This is a genomic window from Martinezella sp. CNPSo 3959 (assembly GCF_057784355.1).
Map to the genome: position 1 here is coordinate 104,378 of NZ_JBXSOV010000005.1, position 19,258 is coordinate 123,635.

The 19,258-nt window shown below is 59.2% G+C and carries 21 protein-coding genes; 14 read left to right on the forward strand and 7 right to left on the reverse strand.

Features of this window, described 5'->3' with window-relative positions; genetic code table 11:
• Nucleotides 1-158 precede the first annotated feature (158 nt).
• The 12 genes from AC13RE_RS14270 (at nt 159) to AC13RE_RS14325 (ending at nt 11,188) form a co-directional block, all read left to right on the forward strand.
• Nucleotides 159-413: a type II toxin-antitoxin system Phd/YefM family antitoxin gene (locus tag AC13RE_RS14270; RefSeq protein WP_132721546.1), complete on the forward strand. Its 255-nt coding sequence runs from the start codon at nt 159-161 to the stop codon at nt 411-413.
• Nucleotides 410-832 carry a PIN domain-containing protein gene (locus AC13RE_RS14275; protein ID WP_488563394.1) on the forward strand — a complete coding sequence of 141 codons (423 nt, stop codon included), beginning with the start codon at nt 410-412 and terminating at the stop codon, nt 830-832. The genes AC13RE_RS14270 and AC13RE_RS14275 overlap by 4 nt, the downstream gene beginning before the upstream one ends.
• A 179-nt stretch (nt 833-1,011) precedes the next feature.
• Nucleotides 1,012-1,248 (forward strand): hypothetical protein, encoded by a 237-nt coding sequence (locus AC13RE_RS14280; protein ID WP_488563395.1) that lies wholly within the window; start codon nt 1,012-1,014, stop codon nt 1,246-1,248.
• Between the two features lie 60 nt (nt 1,249-1,308).
• Nucleotides 1,309-2,295, forward strand: a complete 987-nt coding sequence (locus AC13RE_RS14285; protein ID WP_132721540.1) for a helix-turn-helix domain-containing protein — start codon at nt 1,309-1,311, stop codon at nt 2,293-2,295.
• 103 nt (nt 2,296-2,398) lie between these two features.
• Complete coding sequence (locus tag AC13RE_RS14290; protein WP_488563396.1) at nt 2,399-3,805, forward strand: aldehyde dehydrogenase family protein; 1,407 nt, start codon at nt 2,399-2,401, stop codon at nt 3,803-3,805.
• Between the two features lie 3 nt (nt 3,806-3,808).
• Nucleotides 3,809-5,404: a GMC family oxidoreductase gene (locus AC13RE_RS14295; protein ID WP_488563397.1), complete on the forward strand. Its 1,596-nt coding sequence runs from the start codon at nt 3,809-3,811 to the stop codon at nt 5,402-5,404.
• Between the two features lie 60 nt (nt 5,405-5,464).
• Nucleotides 5,465-6,718 (forward strand): ABC transporter substrate-binding protein, encoded by a 1,254-nt coding sequence (locus AC13RE_RS14300; protein ID WP_488482260.1) that lies wholly within the window; start codon nt 5,465-5,467, stop codon nt 6,716-6,718.
• Between the two features lie 166 nt (nt 6,719-6,884).
• A complete protein-coding gene (locus AC13RE_RS14305) occupies nt 6,885-7,751 on the forward strand; it encodes a branched-chain amino acid ABC transporter permease (protein ID WP_488563398.1) in 867 nt (288 codons plus the stop codon).
• Nucleotides 7,748-8,785 carry a branched-chain amino acid ABC transporter permease gene (locus AC13RE_RS14310; RefSeq protein WP_488563399.1) on the forward strand — a complete coding sequence of 346 codons (1,038 nt, stop codon included), beginning with the start codon at nt 7,748-7,750 and terminating at the stop codon, nt 8,783-8,785. The genes AC13RE_RS14305 and AC13RE_RS14310 overlap by 4 nt, the downstream gene beginning before the upstream one ends.
• On the forward strand, nt 8,782-9,486 hold the full coding sequence (locus AC13RE_RS14315) for an ATP-binding cassette domain-containing protein (RefSeq protein WP_132721528.1): 705 nt from the start codon (nt 8,782-8,784) through the stop codon (nt 9,484-9,486). Before AC13RE_RS14310 ends, AC13RE_RS14315 begins: the two co-directional genes overlap by 4 nt.
• Before the next feature lies 1 nt (nt 9,487).
• On the forward strand, nt 9,488-10,204 hold the full coding sequence (locus AC13RE_RS14320) for an ABC transporter ATP-binding protein (RefSeq protein WP_488563400.1): 717 nt from the start codon (nt 9,488-9,490) through the stop codon (nt 10,202-10,204).
• Between the two features lie 39 nt (nt 10,205-10,243).
• Nucleotides 10,244-11,188 carry an AraC-like ligand-binding domain-containing protein gene (locus tag AC13RE_RS14325; protein WP_488563401.1) on the forward strand — a complete coding sequence of 315 codons (945 nt, stop codon included), beginning with the start codon at nt 10,244-10,246 and terminating at the stop codon, nt 11,186-11,188.
• Between the two features lie 41 nt (nt 11,189-11,229).
• Here AC13RE_RS14325 and AC13RE_RS14330 read toward each other — a convergent pair whose 3' ends face one another.
• The 7 genes from AC13RE_RS14330 to AC13RE_RS14360 form a co-directional block, all read right to left on the reverse strand.
• Nucleotides 11,230-11,619 (reverse strand): nuclear transport factor 2 family protein, encoded by a 390-nt coding sequence (locus AC13RE_RS14330; RefSeq protein ID WP_488563402.1) that lies wholly within the window; start codon nt 11,617-11,619, stop codon nt 11,230-11,232.
• A 7-nt stretch (nt 11,620-11,626) separates the two neighbouring features.
• Entirely contained in the window at nt 11,627-12,406 is a 780-nt protein-coding gene (locus AC13RE_RS14335) for a MoaF C-terminal domain-containing protein (RefSeq protein WP_488563403.1), read from the reverse strand.
• Between the two features lie 16 nt (nt 12,407-12,422).
• Complete coding sequence (locus AC13RE_RS14340; RefSeq protein ID WP_488563404.1) at nt 12,423-13,211, reverse strand: SDR family NAD(P)-dependent oxidoreductase; 789 nt, start codon at nt 13,209-13,211, stop codon at nt 12,423-12,425.
• Nucleotides 13,212-14,028: 817 nt separating this feature from the next.
• Nucleotides 14,029-14,835, reverse strand: coding sequence for an ABC transporter ATP-binding protein (locus AC13RE_RS14345; RefSeq protein WP_488563405.1), 807 nt, complete (start codon nt 14,833-14,835; stop codon nt 14,029-14,031).
• Between the two features lie 11 nt (nt 14,836-14,846).
• Nucleotides 14,847-15,551 carry an ABC transporter permease gene (locus AC13RE_RS14350; RefSeq protein WP_488563406.1) on the reverse strand — a complete coding sequence of 235 codons (705 nt, stop codon included), beginning with the start codon at nt 15,549-15,551 and terminating at the stop codon, nt 14,847-14,849.
• Nucleotides 15,551-16,276, reverse strand: a complete 726-nt coding sequence (locus tag AC13RE_RS14355) for an ABC transporter permease (RefSeq protein ID WP_488563407.1) — start codon at nt 16,274-16,276, stop codon at nt 15,551-15,553. Before AC13RE_RS14355 ends, AC13RE_RS14350 begins: the two co-directional genes overlap by 1 nt.
• Before the next feature lie 27 nt (nt 16,277-16,303).
• Entirely contained in the window at nt 16,304-17,002 is a 699-nt protein-coding gene (locus tag AC13RE_RS14360; RefSeq protein WP_028754911.1) for an FCD domain-containing protein, read from the reverse strand.
• A 183-nt stretch (nt 17,003-17,185) separates the two neighbouring features.
• On the opposite strand from AC13RE_RS14360, the gene speB reads away from it, so the two are divergent.
• Complete coding sequence (gene speB, locus AC13RE_RS14365) at nt 17,186-18,232, forward strand: agmatinase (RefSeq protein ID WP_488563408.1); 1,047 nt, start codon at nt 17,186-17,188, stop codon at nt 18,230-18,232.
• A gap of 78 nt (nt 18,233-18,310) precedes the next feature.
• Nucleotides 18,311-19,153 (forward strand): lysine/arginine/ornithine ABC transporter substrate-binding protein, encoded by an 843-nt coding sequence (locus AC13RE_RS14370; protein WP_488482272.1) that lies wholly within the window; start codon nt 18,311-18,313, stop codon nt 19,151-19,153.
• The last annotated feature ends 105 nt before the right edge of the window (nt 19,154-19,258 follow it).

The window sequence follows — 19,258 nt, forward strand, 5'->3', positions numbered from 1 at the left end:
GAGGCGTTGCAGTTGTTCGTCCACGCCACCTTGCTTCTCATTTCATGTCTCTCCTGCCAGCTATCGTTCAAATCTCTTCAAGACTTCAGCCAGCGAGACTATTGCCCAAAAATCAATGATACTCTATATGTAGGTACTTACCTACATGGAGGTTGCTTATGAGTATGACGAGTTTGTCCAGCAGAGAGGTCAATCATGACGTCAGCAAGGCTAAAAAGGCCGCTCAGCACGGTCCCGTGATTATCACAGATCGTGGCAAGCCATCGCACGTCCTGATGACCTACAGTGAATTCGAGCGTTTGTCAGGGAAACGCAGGAACCTCGTTGACGCGCTCGCTATGCCCGGCCTTTCGACTATTGAGATGGATACGCCTAGAGCCAAAATCGCGACACGCGAGGTCGATCTGTCTTGAAGTATCTGCTCGATACGAACGTCGTCTCCGAGCTGCGGAAGGTTGGGGATGGCAAGGCAGATGCAAACGTCACGCAATGGGTTGCGTCGCAGGATGCCCGTGAACTCTTCATCTCCGCCATCACGATCATGGAGATCGAACGCGGTATCTTGAGTGTTCAGCGCCGCGATGCGTCACAAGGCGCTCGATTACGAGAGTGGATGGATAGCCGCGTTCGCCCGGAATTTGTGGATCGCATTCTGCCCATAGACGATGCCGTCGCTACGCGCTGTGCTCACCTTCACATTCCGGACCGTCGCAACGAGGCCGATGCCTTGATCGCTTCAACGGCGCTGGTCCATGGTCTGACTGTTGTCACGCGGAATATCAAAGACTTCGATGGAACTGGTGTGATCATCGTTGATCCATGGCAGGGCTGAACTTCTAGGGGCAACCGAGAAAGATGTAGCTCAGCCGCAGCAATGGGTGAATGGAGATCTTGTTGGCGCATAGATCCTGATCGGTGAGCTGCCAGCGTGCCGGCGGTTCGTGAATGGCGGAAGATTCTTAGCGTCTTGAATAACATCGCCGTGGCGGGCCGGGGTTCTCTGCAGAACATATGACGCCGGAAAATAGGGAACTTGCCCTACGCGCAATGGAATTCGTAGAACAGCCTCAGGATGCTCTGCCCGCCGAGACCTTCTCCACTGAAAAGATTGATATTTATTCGAAGATCTATAGCGGCGCCTTCGCAGGAAGTTGGGGTCTTCGCTGGCCGATCTGTGCGACGCCGGAACAGATGGAGATAGCGGCGAATGAAGGCCTCTTCGATTTCATTAATATGTTAAGTATTTGATTGACGGACCAGAAGATCTGTAGCAGTCTTCCGCAGTGCTGACACTGTTGGGAGGCGGAGTTGGACCTGTTGCAAAATCGCAGTCTGGTTGACCGGACCTGGTCACCGACGCCCTACGATCAGTGGGTTGACGACCTTCAAAGCATTTGCGGCAACTTCAATCCGCACAGTATGCAGCGCGGTGATAGCGTCATCGGCACGGCGAGCCGTATCGACGTCTGCGGCATGGAGTTTGCTCATGTTTCCAACGATCTTGATTATGTCCACCGCGATTGGGAGGACATTCGCCGTGATGCCAATGAGCATCTGTTTCTGATCCTGCAGCTGGAGGGCGTCTGCGGTGTCGAGCATTCCGGCCAGCAGAACATTCTCGATGTCGGCGAATGCATTCTTGTCGATTCGACGCGGCCGACCACCTTCTATTTTCGCGGGCACTTCTCCAATCACCTGTCGCTGCATCTGCCTCGGCAGCTAATGTATTCGAACAGCAAGATCGATTTTGACGTTGCGCGCAAGCTCGAGGCGAGCGACCCGATGGCCATGATGCTACGTGCATTGATCGCCAAGATGATGACCACGCCGGATAATGAAGCAGCTTCACCTTATCTTCGTCAGCTGATGTTCGATACAACCCGTCAGGCATTCCTCTCCACAGGCGCCCAGACGGCAAGCCTGAATTCGCTGCATGAAAGTGCCAGTAAGCGCATGCAGATGGTCGATATCCTCATCGACAAGCATCTGACCGAAAGCGATCTCAGCGCCAAATGGCTGGCGACACGGCTCGGCATTTCCATCCGCACTCTGCAGCAGGATTTCCAGGGCATGGGCATGACCTGCACGACGGTCATTCGCGACAAGCGGCTGCGCTTTGCGCGGGAAAAGATCGAGCAGCTGAAAGAGCAGCGCAACCCGGCGACGATAGCCGAAGTCGCCTATTCGGCCGGGTTCAACGACATCTCCTATTTCAATCGCAGCTTCAAGGAGCTGTTCGATTGCGCGCCGAGCGAGCTGCTTCGCGCCGCCGAGCCGGCCCATAGGTTGGACTGAAGCGCGAGACTGCGTTCCAGTCCAAGACGAGGCGCGTTTCTCCCCAAGACGGGTTTTAGGGCAAGGGGCATAGTCCTCTCGAAAGTCACGGGAGGAAAATGTCGTGAAGCAGTACACCCTGCTTATCGGTGGCGAACCTGTTGCCACATCTCATCATGCACCGGTTAAAAATCCGTCGAATGGTGACATTGTCGGCCATATGCCGCTTGCCAGTGAAGCGGATCTCGACCGCGCGGTTGCCGCGGCCGCCGAAGCCTTCAAGGGCTGGTCGCAGATCTCCAGCGAGGAGCGCGCGGCGGCCTGCCGCGCCGTCGCCGAAAAGATCGGCGAGCACGGTGAGGAACTTGCTCAAATCCTGACCCGCGAACAGGGCAAGCCGCTCAATGGTCTTGGCTCTCGCTTCGAGATCGGTGCCGCGCTCGCCTGGACGCGCCATACTGCCGAACTCGATCTGCCAGTGGAAATCCTGCAAGACGATAATGAAGGCCGCGTCGAACTGCATCGCAAGCCTATCGGCGTCGTTGGTTCGATCACGCCCTGGAACTGGCCCGTGATGATCGCCTGCTGGCATATCGCTCCAGCGGTGCGCGCCGGCAACACCGTCGTCATCAAGCCGTCGCCGTTGACGCCGCTGTCGACAATCCGTCTGGTGGAAATCATGAATGAGGTTCTGCCGTCCGGGGTCGTCAATGTCGTCACCGGCGAAAACAGCATTGGTGCCGCTCTTTCCGCCCATCCTGATATCGCCAAGATGACCTTTACCGGCTCGACGGAAACGGGCAAAAAGGTCATGGCCTCGGCAGTCGCCACCTTGAAGCGGCTGACGCTGGAACTCGGCGGCAATGATGCCGGCATCGTCCTGCCGGATGCCGACCCCAAGGCTATCGTCGAAGGCCTCTTCTGGGGCGCCTTTATCAACAACGGCCAGACCTGCGCGGCGCTGAAACGGCTCTATGTGCACGACAGCCTCTATGAGGAGGTCTGCCGCGGGCTGGCGGAATATGCCGGCAAGATCACCGTCGGTGATGGGCTGGATGAGGCGAGCATTCTCGGTCCGGTGCAGAACGAGATGCAGTTCAACAAGGTGCGTGAACTCGTCGACGATGCGCGCGCGAATGGCGGTCGTATCCTGACCGGTGGAGCGCCGATGGATCGCCCGGGTTATTTCTATCCGATTACGCTCGTTGCCGATGTCGACCACGGTATCCGCCTGGTCGACGAGGAGCAGTTCGGTCCGGCCCTGCCGATCATCCGCTACAGCGACATCGATGAGGTGGTCGCGCGCGCCAACCAGAACCCGGCTGGCCTTGGCGGCTCCGTCTGGTCCTCCGATGCGGAGAAGGCGAAGCGCTATGCGCTGCAGCTCGAGTGCGGCTCGGTCTGGATCAACAAGCACGGCACGATCCAGCCGAATGCGCCTTTCGGCGGTGTGAAGCAGTCTGGTATCGGCGTCGAATTCGGCGCCGAAGGGCTGAAGGAATTCACGACAATCCAGACCGTATTGAGCTGAGTCATGACGACTTACGACTACATCATCGTCGGTGGCGGTTCTTCGGGTTGCGTGCTGGCAAACCGGCTTTCGGAAAATCCGGCGCACAAGGTGCTGCTGATCGAGTCCGGTCGCCGGGATTCCGATCCCTGGATCCATATCCCCGCCACTTTTTTCAAGGTGCTGGGCAAGGGCATCGATATCCACCCCTATGCATCGAATCCCGATAGGGGCCTCAATGGCCGGCCCAGCATCGTGCCGCAGGGAAATGTGCTGGGCGGCGGCAGTTCGGTGAATGCGATGATCTATATTCGCGGTCATCGCAACGACTACGATACCTGGGCGCAAATGGGCTGCCAGGGCTGGTCCTACGAGGATGTGCTGCCGGCCTTCCGCTCGCTTGAGAACAATGAGCGGCTGAATGGCCACTACCACGGCAACAAGGGCGGCCTGCGCGTCTCCGACCCCCGCCATCGCCATCCTTTAAGCGAAGCCTTCATCAAGGCGGCGACGGAAATTGGCATTCCCCACAATGACGATTTCAACGGCGCGGATCAGGCCGGCGTCGGCTTCTATCAGAGCACGACCTATGGCGGCCGTCGCTGGAGTTCGGCGCAGGCCTTTTTGCGCGAGGCGGAGAAGCGGCCGAACCTGACCGTGCTCACGGAGCGCAAGGTTGCCCGTATCCTGTTCGAAGGGCAGAAAGCCGTCGGCGTCGAGCTGCTCGATGGCGCGATCTTCAAGGCATCGCGCGAAATCGCGCTCACCGCCGGAGCCATCGCAACGCCGAAGATTCTGCAGCTGTCGGGTGTCGGCGACGGCGAACATCTTTCCTCGATCGGCATCAAGGTCGTCGCCGACCTGCCGGGTGTCGGCAGCAACTATCAGGACCATCTGGAAGTGCCGGTGCAGGGCGAAACACGCGAGCCGATCTCGATCCTCGGCCATGACAAGGGGCTGCGGGCGGCAGGCCATATGCTGCGCTATCTGACGGCGCATCGCGGGTTGCTGACGTCCAACGTTGTCGAATGCGGCGGTTTCATCGACACCGCGGGCACCGGGCAGCCGGATGTGCAGTTCCATGTCCTACCTGTCTTGATCGGCTTCGTTGATCGCGATCCGGAGCCGGGTCACGGTTTGAGCATCGGTCCATGCTATCTGCGGCCACGGTCGCGCGGCTGGATACGGCTGAAGAGCAAGAATCCGACCGAACAGACGGATTTCAACGCCAACCTGCTGTCCGATCCGGCCGATCTCGAAACCCTGGTGCGTGGTGTCGAAACGGCGATCCGCATTCTCGATGCACCGGCGCTTGCCAAGCTGGTCAAGCGCCGCCTGCTGCCGAAGCCCGGCATCGAGAAGGACCCTGAAGCGCTGCGCGATTACATCCGTCAATCCTGCAAGACCGTGTTCCATCCGGCGGGCACGGCGCGCATGGGCCGCGCAGACGATCGCATGGCCGTCGTCGGGCCTGACCTGATGGTACGTGGGATCGAGGGGCTGCGCGTCTGCGACGCCTCCGTCATGCCAACATTGGTTTCCGGCAACACCAATGCGCCGACGATGATGATTGCGGCAAAGGCTGCGGCCTTCATGACTGGAAAGGCGATTTCCGGGTGAGCCGGAAATCGGGGAAGCAATGAGCCCGTGGGGAACGGGACAACAAATTGGGAGGAGACTATGCCTATTAATCTAAGAGGGCTGGTGATCGGCCTTTTGCTGACGCTGGCATCAGCATTTAGCGCCCATGCGGCCGTATCCTGCGGCGACAATAGCGGCAAGCCGGCAACGGGTGAACCGATCATCATCGGCGCCATCACCGGCAAGACCGGACCGGACGACTTTTCCAATTCCACCAAGGCGGCGAAGGCCTATTTCGATTGCCTCAACGCCAACGGCGGCATCAAGGGCCGGCCGGTCAAATATCTGGTCGAGGATGACCAGTGGAACCCCGAAATTGCGGCGCAATTGGCTGCAAAACTCGTCAATGACGAGAAGGCGGTACTTATGGTTGGCAATTCCAGCTATGTCGAATGCGGCGCGAATGCCGATTTCTATAAGAAGTCGGGCATTCTTGTCGTCGCCGGCGTCGGTGTGCCGCGTGAGTGCTACTTCGCTGAGAATTATGCGCCGACCAATGCCGGGCCGCGCGTCTCGATGCTCGGCGCCATGGGTTATGCGCTCGACAAGCTGAATGCCAAGTCCGTCGTCTGCATCGGTCCGAACATCCCGAATGTCGGCACCTGGTCCTGCGATGGTGTGATGCTGCTCGCGAAGGAAAAGGGCTTTGCCGCCCAGACGATTTTGATGGATCCCGGCTCTGCCGATGCGACATCGATCATCCTGCAGGCTGCTTCGAGCAAACCGGATGTTATCGTTCTTGGTCTTTCCAAGGGTGTTGCCGTACCGTTGCTGACGGCTGCCGAAGAGCAGGGCCTCAACCAGACGATCACCTTCCTGAGCGCCGCCTCCGCCTATGATCTCTCGGTTCCGTCGACCATCGGCTCCGGTTGGGATGGCAAGTTCTACGTCAATATGGAATTCAATGATCTCGAGGCAACGACGCCGGACAATCAGAACTGGCTCGCTGTCATGGATCAATACGGCCAGAAGTCCGACCCGCGCGATACCTTTGCTCAGGCAGGCTATCTCGCAGCTCGCATCGCCGAGAAGGCGCTGATGACTCTCGATCCGGCCAAGATCAACCGCGAGACCGCCTCTGCCGCCGTGCGAGAGATCAAGGACTTCAAGAGCGATATCTTCTGCGCTCCCTGGTACTTCGGCGATGGTCAGCCGCGCCATAACGCCAATTCGACGACGCGCATGGCCGTTGCCGAGGGTGGAAAGTGGAAGGTCGTCTCCGATTGCGCGCCGTCGCCGGATCCGGAGCTGAAGGATATCCGCGCCTTTGAAAAGTCCGCCGGCATCAACTGAGCTCTCACACTTGCAACCGGTTCCGCGGCAAATCCGCGGGACCGAACGACCCCACGCATCGGCCCGGAAATCGGGATCGATTTTCGGAAAGCTCGATGCGCTGATCTAAAGTGTTACGGCGTCCCTTGCGCGTCTGAAGACGCGCCGCGCCGTAGAGGATTGATCCATGAATCTTCTACCCTTTGTCATTTCCGGGCTAGGCATCGGCGCCGTCTATGCGCTGTCCGGTGTCGGTCTTGTCGTCCTGTTTCGGGCGACGGGCGTTCTCAACTTCGCATTCGGAGCCTTCGGTGCGATCGGAGCCCATTGCGCCTGGCAACTGCTGGAGTGGAAGATGCCGCTCGCCGTCGCCATCCTCGCTGCCGTTGCCGTTTCGACAGCGATCAGTTTCCTCTATGGTTGCGTCTTCGCGCCCATGCTGTCGCATCGCGATATCGTCGTGCGCGCTGTCGGCACCTTGGCGCCGGCGCTGGTCCTGATCGCGATCATGGGCGTTATCTGGGGCGAGCTGCCGCGTCGCCTGCAGTTCCCGACCGACCAGATGTTCGTTTCTCTCTTCGCGGTGCGCCTGACCTATACGCGCATCATCGCCATCGTCCTCGCCATCGTCATGGTCGTTGCCATCACGCTGCTGCTCACCCGGACGCGCCTTGGTTTGGATATGCGCGCACTCGCCAATGATCGCGATCTCAGCGCCGTCCTCGGCGTACGCATCCTTTACACAGAAACAGCCGCCTGGATCATGACCGGCATCTTCTCCGGCTTTGCCGGGCTCTTGCTTGCCGATCTCGTCCGGTTGCAGGGCACGTTTTTGACTCTGCTGGTGATCCCGGCAATCGCGGCGGCGATCCTTGGTCAACTGCAGTCGCTTTGGCAAACAGCCGTTGCCGGCATCTTGATCGGGATCGCCGAAGCCGTGCTGACGCCGATTGCGTGGATATCGCCCTATCGCGCAGCAGCGCCTTTCATCATCGCGCTTATCGCGGTCACCATTCTGGGAGGCACGGCGCGCGCCGCGTTGAAAGATCGATGACCATTCAGGAGCAAACAATCGCCCCAACAGCCGAAAGCATATCGATGGTGCGTCTGCCCAAGCAGCTTCTTCATGTGCCCGTGACGATGGCGATCTTCTCGCTCGTCGTTGCCCTGCTTGCCAATTCCTTCTGGCTGTCCGCGGCAACATCGGCTGTCGCTCTGTCGCTGTCTGTTGCCGGACTTGCCATTCTCTACGGCCAGCTCGGTCTCGTCTCCCTTTGCCAGTTCGCCCTTGTCGGGGTTGGCGGTTGGGTGACGCTTCGCGTGGGCCACGCCTTTCATCCGCCATTCGAGTTGAGCCTGCTTGCCGGCGGCATCGTCGCTTCGGTGGTGGGGTTGGCATTCGGCGTACCGGCCTTGCGCCTGCGCGGTCTTTATCTCGCTCTCGTGACGCTGATGCTCGCGGGCGCCTTCCAGATCGTCATCAGCGCCTGGGGTTTTCCGGATGGCGGTCCCGGCTTCCTGGGTCGAGCCGACGGTTCAGGTCGCGCAATGCTGGCGAGGCCTGTCCTTGCCGATGGCGAGGTCTCCTACTTTCTCTATGTCTGTGCTGTGGCGGCAATCGGCCTGCTGATCGCACAATGGCATAAGCTTGCCCGTCCTGGCCGGGCATGGGCGCTGATCCGCAAGGGCGAGACGGTTGCGGTTGCCAGCGGCGTCAATGTACTGATCTATAAGGCCTGGGCGTTTGCATTGAGCGGCTTTCTCGCCGGCCTTGCCGGCGGATTGCTGGCGGGCAATGTCGGCCAGCTCGATGGGCGCGCCTTCGGCGCTTTCGAAAGCCTCAATCTCTTTGCGCTTGCCATCGTCGGCGGTGTCTTCAACTGGTATGGCGCCGTCATCGCCGGCCTTCTCTTGCGTGCAGTGCCGGCGCTGCTCACCGATCTCGGCATTGATGGCTATGTCACGATCGGGATCTTCGGCGTCGCCCTGTTCCATGCGCTGGCAACCGCGCCAACCGGCGTTGCCGGGCAGATATCGGCTCTCATCATCAGGCTGAATGCTGCCCTTTCCCGGGGGAGGGCGCGATGATCAAGATCGACAATCTCATCGTCCAGTTCGGCGGTATCAGGCCGATCAATGAATTGAGCGCGGTGCTGACTGCACCCGTCGCCGGTCTCATCGGCCCGAATGGCGCGGGCAAGACCACATTGCTCAATGTGCTTTCCGGTTTCGTGAAGCCTATCCAGGGCTCGGTTTCGCTCGGCGAGCGGGCGCTGCTGCCAATGACGCCGCTACAGCGGGTACGCGCCGGCTTACGACGCTCGTTCCAGACGGAGCAGGTGGTGGAGGACCTGACGGTTGCAGGCAACATCGCCGCAATCGCTGATCATGTCGTTGGTGCTGGACATCATGCCCGTGCGGTCAACCAGGCTCTTGCTTTTGCTGGCTTGGCCGATGTTGCCGAGAGGCTCGGCCAATCCCTCAATCTCTTCCAGCGCCGCCTTGTCGAACTGGCGAAATGCGTCGTCGGCGAGCCGAAGCTCATTCTGCTCGATGAACCGGCGGCCGGGTTGACTGAAGAAGAAGGTAAAGCCTTTCGCGAGCTGGTGCTGCGCATCCCGGCGGAATTCCGGGCGCAGATTCTGATTATCGACCACGATGTCGATCTCATCCGCTCCATGTGCAGCGAAACCATGGTGCTCGATTACGGCAAGCTTCTGGCGCTCGGCCCGACGCAGACCGTGCTGGCCGATCCCAATGTGCGGCGCGCCTATCTGGGAGAGTTCTGACATGGACACCAAATCCGAAATCCGCGTCGAGAATCTCGTCGTCGAGCGCGGCGGCAAGCGCGTCATTCATGATGTTTCTTTTTCGGTCGCAGCCGGCAAGATCACGACGCTTCTCGGCGCCAACGGGGCGGGCAAGTCGAGCACGGTCATGGCGATGGCCGGCGTCCTGCCGCGCGGCGGCTCGGTGCGACTTGGCGATGCGGCGCTCGAAGGGTTTTCACCCGACCGCGTTCGCCGCACCGGTCTTGCGCTGGTACCGGAAGGACATCGCGTGCTTGGGCAGCTTTCCGTCGAGGACAATATCCTCGTGGCGGCCCTTGAAGGCTCGGCGACTGCGCGGCGAGAGGGTTTGGCTCACGCCTATGAGATATTTCCCGAGCTATCGGAGCGGCGGCGCCAATCGGCATCGGATCTTTCCGGTGGCCAGAAGCAGATGGTGGCCATGGCCCAGGCCTTCATCGCTAAGCCGCGGTTCATGATCGTCGATGAGCTGTCGCTCGGCCTAGCGCCGGCCGTCGTCAAACGTCTGGCAGAGGCGCTGAAGATCGCCGCGGCCCGCGGCATCGGCGTTTTGCTGATCGAGCAGTTCGCCAATCTCGCACTCGATCTCGCCGACCAGGCTCTCGTGCTGGAACGCGGGCGCCTCGTCTTTTCCGGCGCCGCTCCGACACTCAAGGCCCAGCCGGACATTCTGCACGGCGCTTATCTGGCAAGCTGAAGCGATAAAAAATATTTCGCCCTTTTGAGGACATCGATCATGGCTGCAGCACTTCACCGGCATGTCGACAGCGCCAGCGGCAGAGCGTTTGCGGGGCTGGCACGCAATCTCTTCGGCAATGTTCGGCTCGATTTCGGCAGCGCTGACGAGGAGAAGAGCCGGATGACATCCGCCATGCTGGGTACATGCCGGCTGACGCGCCTGGAAGCGGACCGACATGTCGTCTTCGGCGATCATGTGACGGCGGCGCCCGACGATCCCGACGCGATCAAGCTGATCGTGCAGACGGAGGGCAGCGCCGCGCTCACGCAGGGTGGACTGCATGCGCCCATCTCGCGGAATGCGCTTGTCATCTACGATCCCAGCCGTCCCTACATGCTGACGAACAGCACGCCGGTCCGCCAGCTGCTGCTGCAATTGCCGCGTCACGCGCTGCCTGCAACAGCGGTGGAGCGACTGGCACGGCCTTTTACGGCGCATGCCGAGCAGGACGGCATGTGCCGGATCCTTCTATCCCTAATGGACTCGACCATTCATGAGATCGATCATCTTGATGAGGCTCGGCGTATAAGTGTCGGCCAGACCATAATCGAGCTTGTGCGCACCATGATCGGTTCTGATCCGCCGCAGCCAAAATCCATCGCCAATCCGCTTGGCGTGCTGCTGCAGCGAATCAAGGACTTCATCGATGGCAACCTCGAACGACCGGACCTGACCGTGGCGGTGATCGCGCGCCGCATGGGCTGCTCGGTGCGATACGTATACCGCGCATTCGAGGTCGAACGTCTGACGCCTTCGGATTACATCTGGGATCTGCGGGTGCAAAAAGCTGCGGCACAGCTGCGGGACGCCGGCGGCTACGCCGGAGAAATATCCGAGATTGCCTTTGCTCTCGGGTTTTCCTCGAGCGCGCATTTTTCGCGGGTATTCCGCCATCGTTTTGGCGTTTCGCCGTCGCAATGGCGCAAGGTCCGTGTGTCCTAAATGGAACAAGGCGGTCCGGCTGGAGCCGAACCGCCTCAACGTCAGCGCATGGATTCCGCCACTCTCAGCGTATCGGTGAACTGCTCGAAACGTCGGATTTTGTCTTCAGCGACACTCCAAACATGGACGACACGAGCCTTGAATGTCTTTCCAGTTCGCTTATTCGTGCCGCTGTAATCCCCGACGGCAACCACGTCGTCGCCGGCGTCGAGGAGACGCTCGAGCTTGAAGGTGTATCCGTCAAAGGCCTGCCCCAGCGCCTGGAAGACGTTCTTGAAAACCTCCTCCGGTCCGACATAGGTGCCGGCACAGGGAAAGCCGTCCATCTCAGTCCAATGGCAATCCGGTGCGATGTCCGCAAGCATGCCATCCATGTCGCGGCGGTCATTGGCGTCGTAATGCGCCTTTACGATATCGAATGCATTGCGCATGGGGTCCTCACACTGGTTCCTGGCCGGGCAGGTAATAGGTCATCGAAGCTTTGCGGATGAAGGCGCCGGCGGGGCTGTTCTGGATTCGGCCGTCGCCCGTGATGCCAAGGAACTTGCCTGTCGAACGCATATCATTGAAATTATAGAAGAAAGTGGATGCGACCGCGATCTTGAACTCGCGGAAGGTGAATATGTAGAGGTTGTCGTCGAACTTGTAGGTCGTGGTCACGTCGACATCACCATGGCCGCGCTGCACGCCGACGAGGCATTGCCAGGCATAGCGCTGCGACGAGAGATAGGTGTGCTCATAAACGTGGTTGGGGCTGTAGGTGAAGTGCGCCCTGAGCCCAATCAGATCGCGGCTTTCATGCGGCACCGGCCCGCTTGCTATACCACCCTCAATGACGCCTGGCCGGAAGATCTGCGCGACCTGAGGTTCGCCGACGGAATCCTTGAGTTCGCGGACGACGGAGTAGATGGAAAGCACCCGGCGCGTTTCGATGTTGAGGATCAGCGTTTCGGCCTCCTTGGGACGGCCGGCAAAGATTATCTCGACGAAATAGGTCTTCGGCGCGACTTCGATCACCTCGGAGAGGTCGGTGGCGCCGTCCCTGCCGTCGGACCATTTGACCTCGCCCTTGGCGAAGGCAAGCTCCAGCGTGCGGCCGTCGTCGAACGCGATCTTGTGAGATGAGCCGGTCAAAGCCTCCGTTGCCGGCAGCCGGTTCGTGTCGATGCCATAGGCGAATTCGTCGTAGGTTTTCCAGTCCTTGGGATTCTGGTTCATCGGTATGTCCTCCCCGTCATTCTGCAAAGGCCAGCGTCGGCAGATCGACTGTGCCGGCGCCGCCGTCAACCGTCAGGACGGCACCATTGATCATCGATGCCTCGGCCGAAGCGAGGAAGCAGACGGCATTGGCGACGTCTTCGGCGGTTGCCGGCCGGCCAAGCGGCACGTCCTTGGTGACGAGCGCATAGGCCTCCTCGATGCTGTTCAGCTTGTATTTCTCGACGATGAATTCCATCTGCTCATCGGCCATGGCCGTCGTCACCCAGCCGGGGCAGACGGTGTTGGTGCGCACGCCTTTGCGGCCATAGTCGCGCGCCAGCGATTTCGCGAGCCCGATGCAGCCGTGCTTCATGGTCACGTAGCCAGCCGCGTCCGGCCCGGCAAAGAGCCCGGCGATGGAGGCCAGGACGACGATGTTGCCCCGGCTCTTGATGAGATGCGGCAGCGATTCGCGGGCGCTGACAAAGGCGGTGTTGAGGTTGAGGCGTACGGCAAGGTCCCAGGTCTCGTCCGACATACTGACCGTCGGCCCGACGCCGTGGCCACCGGCATTGGCGATCAGAATATCGAGACCGCCAAGCGTTCCGACAACCTTCTCGACGGCGCCCTTCATCGCAGCGCCATCGGCCGCATCGGCCGAGATGATCGTCGCGCCGATCTCTTCGGCAACGGTGCGGAGCGGCTCAAGGCGGCGCCCGACGAGCGCGACGTTGCCGCCCTCCTGCCTGATAAGGCGAGCGACGGCCGCGCCGATGCCCGTGCCGCCGCCGGTGATCAGGGCGGTCTTGTTCTTGAAACGCATGTTTCCTCCTCTTGGCTTTCGGGTCCATCATGGCTGATGTTTGTGGAGGCGTCGCGCCCAGCTGTGCAGTCCGTTTTGACTGAGCGTGCACAAAGTTTTCCTATGCGGAATTGAGGGTGATGAGGCGCGGGGCCACGCGACACCAACGGCATGGCCTAGCTATGAATGGACCTCAACGTCCCGGCACGAGTTGGTGCCTGCTCCCCGCGCCAAACCTGGCCTTCGGGCTGTACGATCCGGAATTTGCGCCCTGTGGTTGCATTTATATTCATCCTGCCTCATGATCGGCGATGTCACGTCAAACGTGCATCCGAATTCTAGTTAACGTGACATCCGTTTCATGAAATCGCAGCGCGATACCGGGGATGGCTCGGCTGGCCTCCCGCCAAGCGCTATCTGCTGCCCCGCTCGCGAGCCTTCTCTAGAGACTTGGCGACATTGCCGGATTCCTCGGATGGCGGGCGCCGGTCCGAAGCACTGCCGCAAGGAAGATCGTCCGTGGTGCAGTGGGTGATCCAACGGATTGGACCGCAGCTGCGGGAATTCGGCCGCTATCGTTGGACGATGCTTCGGCGCGTCGCCCCGCCGTGGTTCAGGAGCGATTGTTTGCCAACTCTACTTCCTGAAACCGGCCATTTTTCTGATGCTGCCACTCTTCTGGATATCGACCGGGATAATTTCGCTGAGGTCGGGTTTTGAGAAGGGTATCCAACTCATGTTGGTGGGCGGCGCAGGTAACCGCGTTGAAACTAATTGCGAAAGAATTCAAACAACCGATCTGGGCTGTTCTGCGTGCAAATCGAAACCAAGCTTCCTCTCAGCGTCGCTCGTGTGCGAGGAACTGTCGAAAACGCTCGGATTTTGGATGCTTGAACAATTCCGCAGGCTCGCCCGTCTCTTCGATGATGCCCTTATGAAGAAACACGACTTTATTGGAAACATCACGTGCAAACCCCATCTCATGCGTTACGACCAGCATGGTTCGACCTTCCTCGGCAAGCGACCGCATGACTTTGAGCACTTCGCCGACAAGTTCGGGATCAAGCGCAGAGGTCGGCTCATCGAAAAGCATGACCTTCGGCCGCTGCGCAAGAGCACGAGCAATCGCCGCGCGTTGCTGCTGACCTCCAGATAGATGAGCTGGATAGAAATTTCGCTTGTCGGCGATTCCAACTCGTTCGAGCAGCGCTTCTGCTTCCGCGACGCATTCGGCACGGTTGCGTTTCTGCACGTGTATCGGCGCTTCGATTACGTTCTCCAAAATGGTCATGTGTGACCAAAGATTGAAGCTCTGGAATACCATGCCGATGTGTTCGCGTAGTCGATCGACCTGCCTGCGGTCGGCCGGTTCAGTTCTGTGGCGTCCTTTTTTCAGCGAGAACATTTCGCCGTCGATGCGTATCTCGCCACTGTCGGGCACTTCAAGCATATTGATGCATCGGAGCATCGTCGATTTTCCGGAGCCGGAAGAGCCCAGAATCGATATGACGTCGCCTTGGTGCGCTTCTAGCGAGACACCTTTCAGAACCTTCAGCGGGCCGAAGCACTTTCTGAGATCCTTGACCGAAACGGCAGCGCTTTTTTGTATGTTATCGCTGACCAAGACTGTTCCCCTGACGGACATGCGTACTCCCGTTAAGTGGTAGGATTGGGTGGCATGCGCATATGTGGCGAAAGCCAAAATTCGGCCACCATGAGCATGCGCGTGACGACGAAATTGATCGCAAGGTAAATTGCCCCTGCGACGATGAAGATTTCGAAAGCCCGAAAGCTGTCCGCGATCAATTTTCCTGCGAGACCTGTGACTTCCATGATGGTGATGACGGAAGCAAGCGCCGTTGCTTTGACCATCAAGATGATCTCATTGCCATAGGCAGGCAACGCGTGCCTTATGGCAATCGGAAGAATGATCCGTCTGAACAACAGGATGCCGGACATGCCGCAGGCGCGCGCCGCCTCAACTTGTTGCATGGAGACGGCCTGCAGGCCACCCCGAAAGATTTCGCTGCAGTAGGCGGCTGTGTTCAGCGTCAACGCTAACACGGCGCACCAATAAGGCTCCCGGAAGAACCACCAGACGCCAAGATCCTGCAGTCCATGCCGGAATTGACCGAGGCCATAGTAGATCAGGAACATTTGGACAAGGAGCGGTGAACCTCTGAACACGAAGACATAGGCGCGAGTTAAAGTTCGACCTATGGTGCCGCCCATCACCGCAAAGAGCGCGATGACAAGGGCCAGGACGCTTCCCGTCAGAATGGATGTGACTGCAAGTTCGATGGTTAGCGGCAAACCGGTCAGAAGAGTGAGGAGCGTTTCCCTCATGAAGCCAATGTCCATCACAAGGCCCTCCTTATCCCTTGGGTTGTTCGGGCTTCCATTTTCCTGAACAGGATTGAGGAGAGCCAGGTGATCACGAGATAAAGGACGATCGCCGTCAGGTAGAATTCAAACGGGCGGCGTGTGGACCCGGCGGCGATTTGCGATTGCCGGAGGAGTTCGACAAGGCCGGTCACGGAGATCAATGCCGATTCCTTCAGGACAAGTTGCCAGGTGTTTCCAAGTCCTGGGATGGCATAGCGAAGCACGAGAGGTGCGATGATGCGCCTGAACTTGGGCCAGGGCCGCATGCCAACGGCGTTGGCCGCTTCGATTTCGCCATGCGCAACCGATTTGAAGGCCCCACGAAAGACTTCGGCCTGATAGGCGGCCGAGACGACGCCAAGTGCCAGCGTTCCGGTCAGGAAAGCGGGCATTCCGATGAAACCATGATAGCCGAACAGGCCGCCGACAGATCCGAGCAGCGAGCTTCCGCCGAAATAGAAAAGATAGATGATCAGAAGGTCCGGCACGCCGCGAAGAATTGTGGTGTAGCAGTCGGCAGACCAGCGGATGGCCATGTGGGGCGACAACTGCATAAACGTAACAACCGAGCCGATGACCGTTCCAGCCAGAAAGCCACACACGGAAACGCCAATTGTCATGGCGGCGGCCGTCAGAAGGAGCGGACCCCAGCCTGTCTGTCCGGCGCCGACGAGTGCCAGATAACTATAGATAAGCTCCATATGTGACCCTCTTTATGAAAGCTTGGCTCAGTCGACAGTTCGCCGATGCGCCCAAATGCGCTGGAGCTTCGACATGTTCTTAAGTGAGCTTTGCACATGCGCGCGCGCCGCATTTGCAGCGGCCTCACGGTCGCGTGCGCAGATAGCGTCCGCAATTGCCCGATGCTCATCAAGATCCGTGTGCTCGAGATCGACCCAGAGAACTTCCAGCCACAGGGCCAAACGAAGCTGCTGGTAGACTTGGTCGGTTACCCTTACGAGAGCCTCGTTCCGAGTCGATTCCACAATGACCCGGTGGATGTATAGTCCAAGGTCTAGGTTGCGGGCGGCGTCGGACGGCGCCTCATTGGTCGTCTCCTTGAGCTCGATCATCTGGGCGATTACGCCTCGAAGCCGGTCAAGGTCTTCTTCGGTCGCCATCTCGCAGGCAAGCTGCGCCGCGCAAACATCGAGCGCTTCGCGAACGACCAGCAAATTGCAGAATTTGGTGACGTCCAGATCGGTGACGGTGTATCCGAGGTTTCGTTGTCCGACGATCAACCCTTCCTCTTCAAGCTTCATCAACGCTTCGCGCAACGGCGTCCGGCTGACGCCAAAGCGCTTGGCAAGCGTGTTTTCCGACAGTCGCTCCGAGGGGCGTAGTTGGCCGCTGAGGATAAGATCCTTCAGCTGCGAGTATGTGCTCTCACGTAAAGAGCCTCGCTGTTCCGTTTTGGTCGATGCCAATCAATTCCCTTTCCATGTTTTCGCCCGTTCAGCGGGTCCTGTCGGTGGCACCATAACTTTTTCCCTCTTGCTTGATCAAGGAGAATACGATTATGTATACAATATTGACCACAACAAGCAATGGCCTTTCGTTTGCATTTTGGAGGCGGCTTGAAATGTGGGTGCAGGACAAATGGAGGCCCGATGCCGGAGATTCTAAGTCTGGAAGAACTGCGGGAACGCTTTTCGAACGCCTCGGGCGGCGAGATGTTCGACCCGGAGTTTCGAAAGGTTGCCGAGTTGGTCTTCGGGGATGGCGACAGCCGTCAGGCTCCCTATTGCGGCATGCCAACGCTCTTGAAGGCTCCTTATCGTCCTGATGCGTCGCCCGATTTTACCGGCATCGACATCGCGCTTTTCGGGATACCGATGGATCTTGGCGTGACGAACCGATCAGGTGCGCGGTTCGGGCCGCGTGCCGTTCGAAATGTCGATCGGGTCGGTCCTTATGAACATGTGTTGCGCGCCGTTCCGACCGCCCATGCACGGGTCGCCGATGTCGGCGATGTTCCGTTCAGGAGCCGGTTTGATCTCGCCGCATCCCATGAGGATATCGAGCGATTTGTCCTCGCGGTGGTCAAGGCGGGCGTTGTGCCTTTGGCGGTCGGCGGCGACCATTCGATCGGTCTTCCCATTCTCCGGGCCGTTGGCAAGGATCGATCGGTGGGGATGATCCATATCGATGCGCATTGCGATACCGGCGGCTCCTTTGAGGGGTGCAAATTCCATCATGGCGGCCCCTTCCGGCAGGCGGTTCTCGACGGCGTGCTGGATCCGCGGCGGACGGTTCAGATCGGCATTCGAGGAAATTCGGAATATCTATGGGAGTTTTCGTATGCGTCCGGCATGACTGTCATACATGCGGAAGAGGTCGGCGATATCGGCATTGGGGCGGTCATCGCAAAGGCGAGGGAAATCGTCGGCTCGGGTCCGACCTATATCAGCTTCGACGTCGATTCTCTCGATCCGGCATTTGCACCCGGTACGGGGACGCCTGAAGTCGGTGGGCTGACTTCCGCCCAAGCGCTGGGCATTCTGCGAGGTCTTGCGGGATTGAACATCGTCGGCGGCGACGTCGTTGAAGTCGCTCCGCAGTACGATCCGACAACGAACACGGCGCAAATCGCGGCGCAGGTTTTATTCGAGCTCCTCTGCCTGGCGGCAGAGGCAATCAAGATTCGCGCGCCCTAGCGACTGAGGCTGGGTGTTGTGAAGGCTGCACCGCCCTGTCCGCAAAAGGACAGGGGGTAACAAAAAGGGGAATGCAACATGCAATTATCAAAACTCTTGCTGACGTCCGTCTTACTGGGTGTTGCCTTTGCCGGCGCTGCCACCGCCGAGACAAAGCCAACCGAAATTACCATTGCGACCGAAGGCGCGTACGAACCGTGGAACTTCACAGGACCTGATGGCAAGCTTGCCGGGTTCGAGATCGATCTCGCCAACGACCTCTGCGCTCGCATGAAGATCAAATGCACGATCGTCGCCCAGGATTGGGACGGCCTCATTCCATCGCTCAATGCGAAAAAGTTCGATGCCATCATGGCCTCGATGATCGTTACCGAAAAGCGTCTTGCCGTCATCTCGTTCAGCGAGCCCTATGCCCCGACTGCGGCGGCCTTCATGGTCGACAAGACCGGTCCGCTTGCAAATCTGCCAGGTACCGGGACGACGGTCGATCTTGCCGGAGACAAGGCGAAGGTCGAGCAGGAATTGCAGCCGCTTCGAGACGCCCTCAAGGGCAAGACGGTCGGCGCCCAGGTATCGACGGCGAACGCGGTGTTCCTCGACACCTACTTCAAGGGCGTTGTCGATCCTAGAGAATACAAAACCGTCGAGCAGCATGATCTGGATCTTCAGGCCGGCCGCATCGACGCGGTCGTTGCGCAGAAAACATCGCTGACCGCCACGCTTCGAAAGGATGACTTCAAAGATTACACGATAGCCGGTCCGACCTTCAAAGGCGGGGTCTTCGGGCAGGGTATCGCCGCAGGACTTCGCAAGGACGATACGGTCCTGAAGTCCATGTTCGACGCTGCGATCAAGGCAGCCAAGGCCGACGGAACGATCAACAAACTTTCGCAGAAATGGATCAAGACAAATCTTGATTGATTGAGCACTGAAGTTCTCACCCCGACAAAAATGGCAGCCGGTGCACCAAAAGGTCTCATCGGCTGACCGGTGGAGCTTTGCCAGGCGCCGCTATCGAAACATACC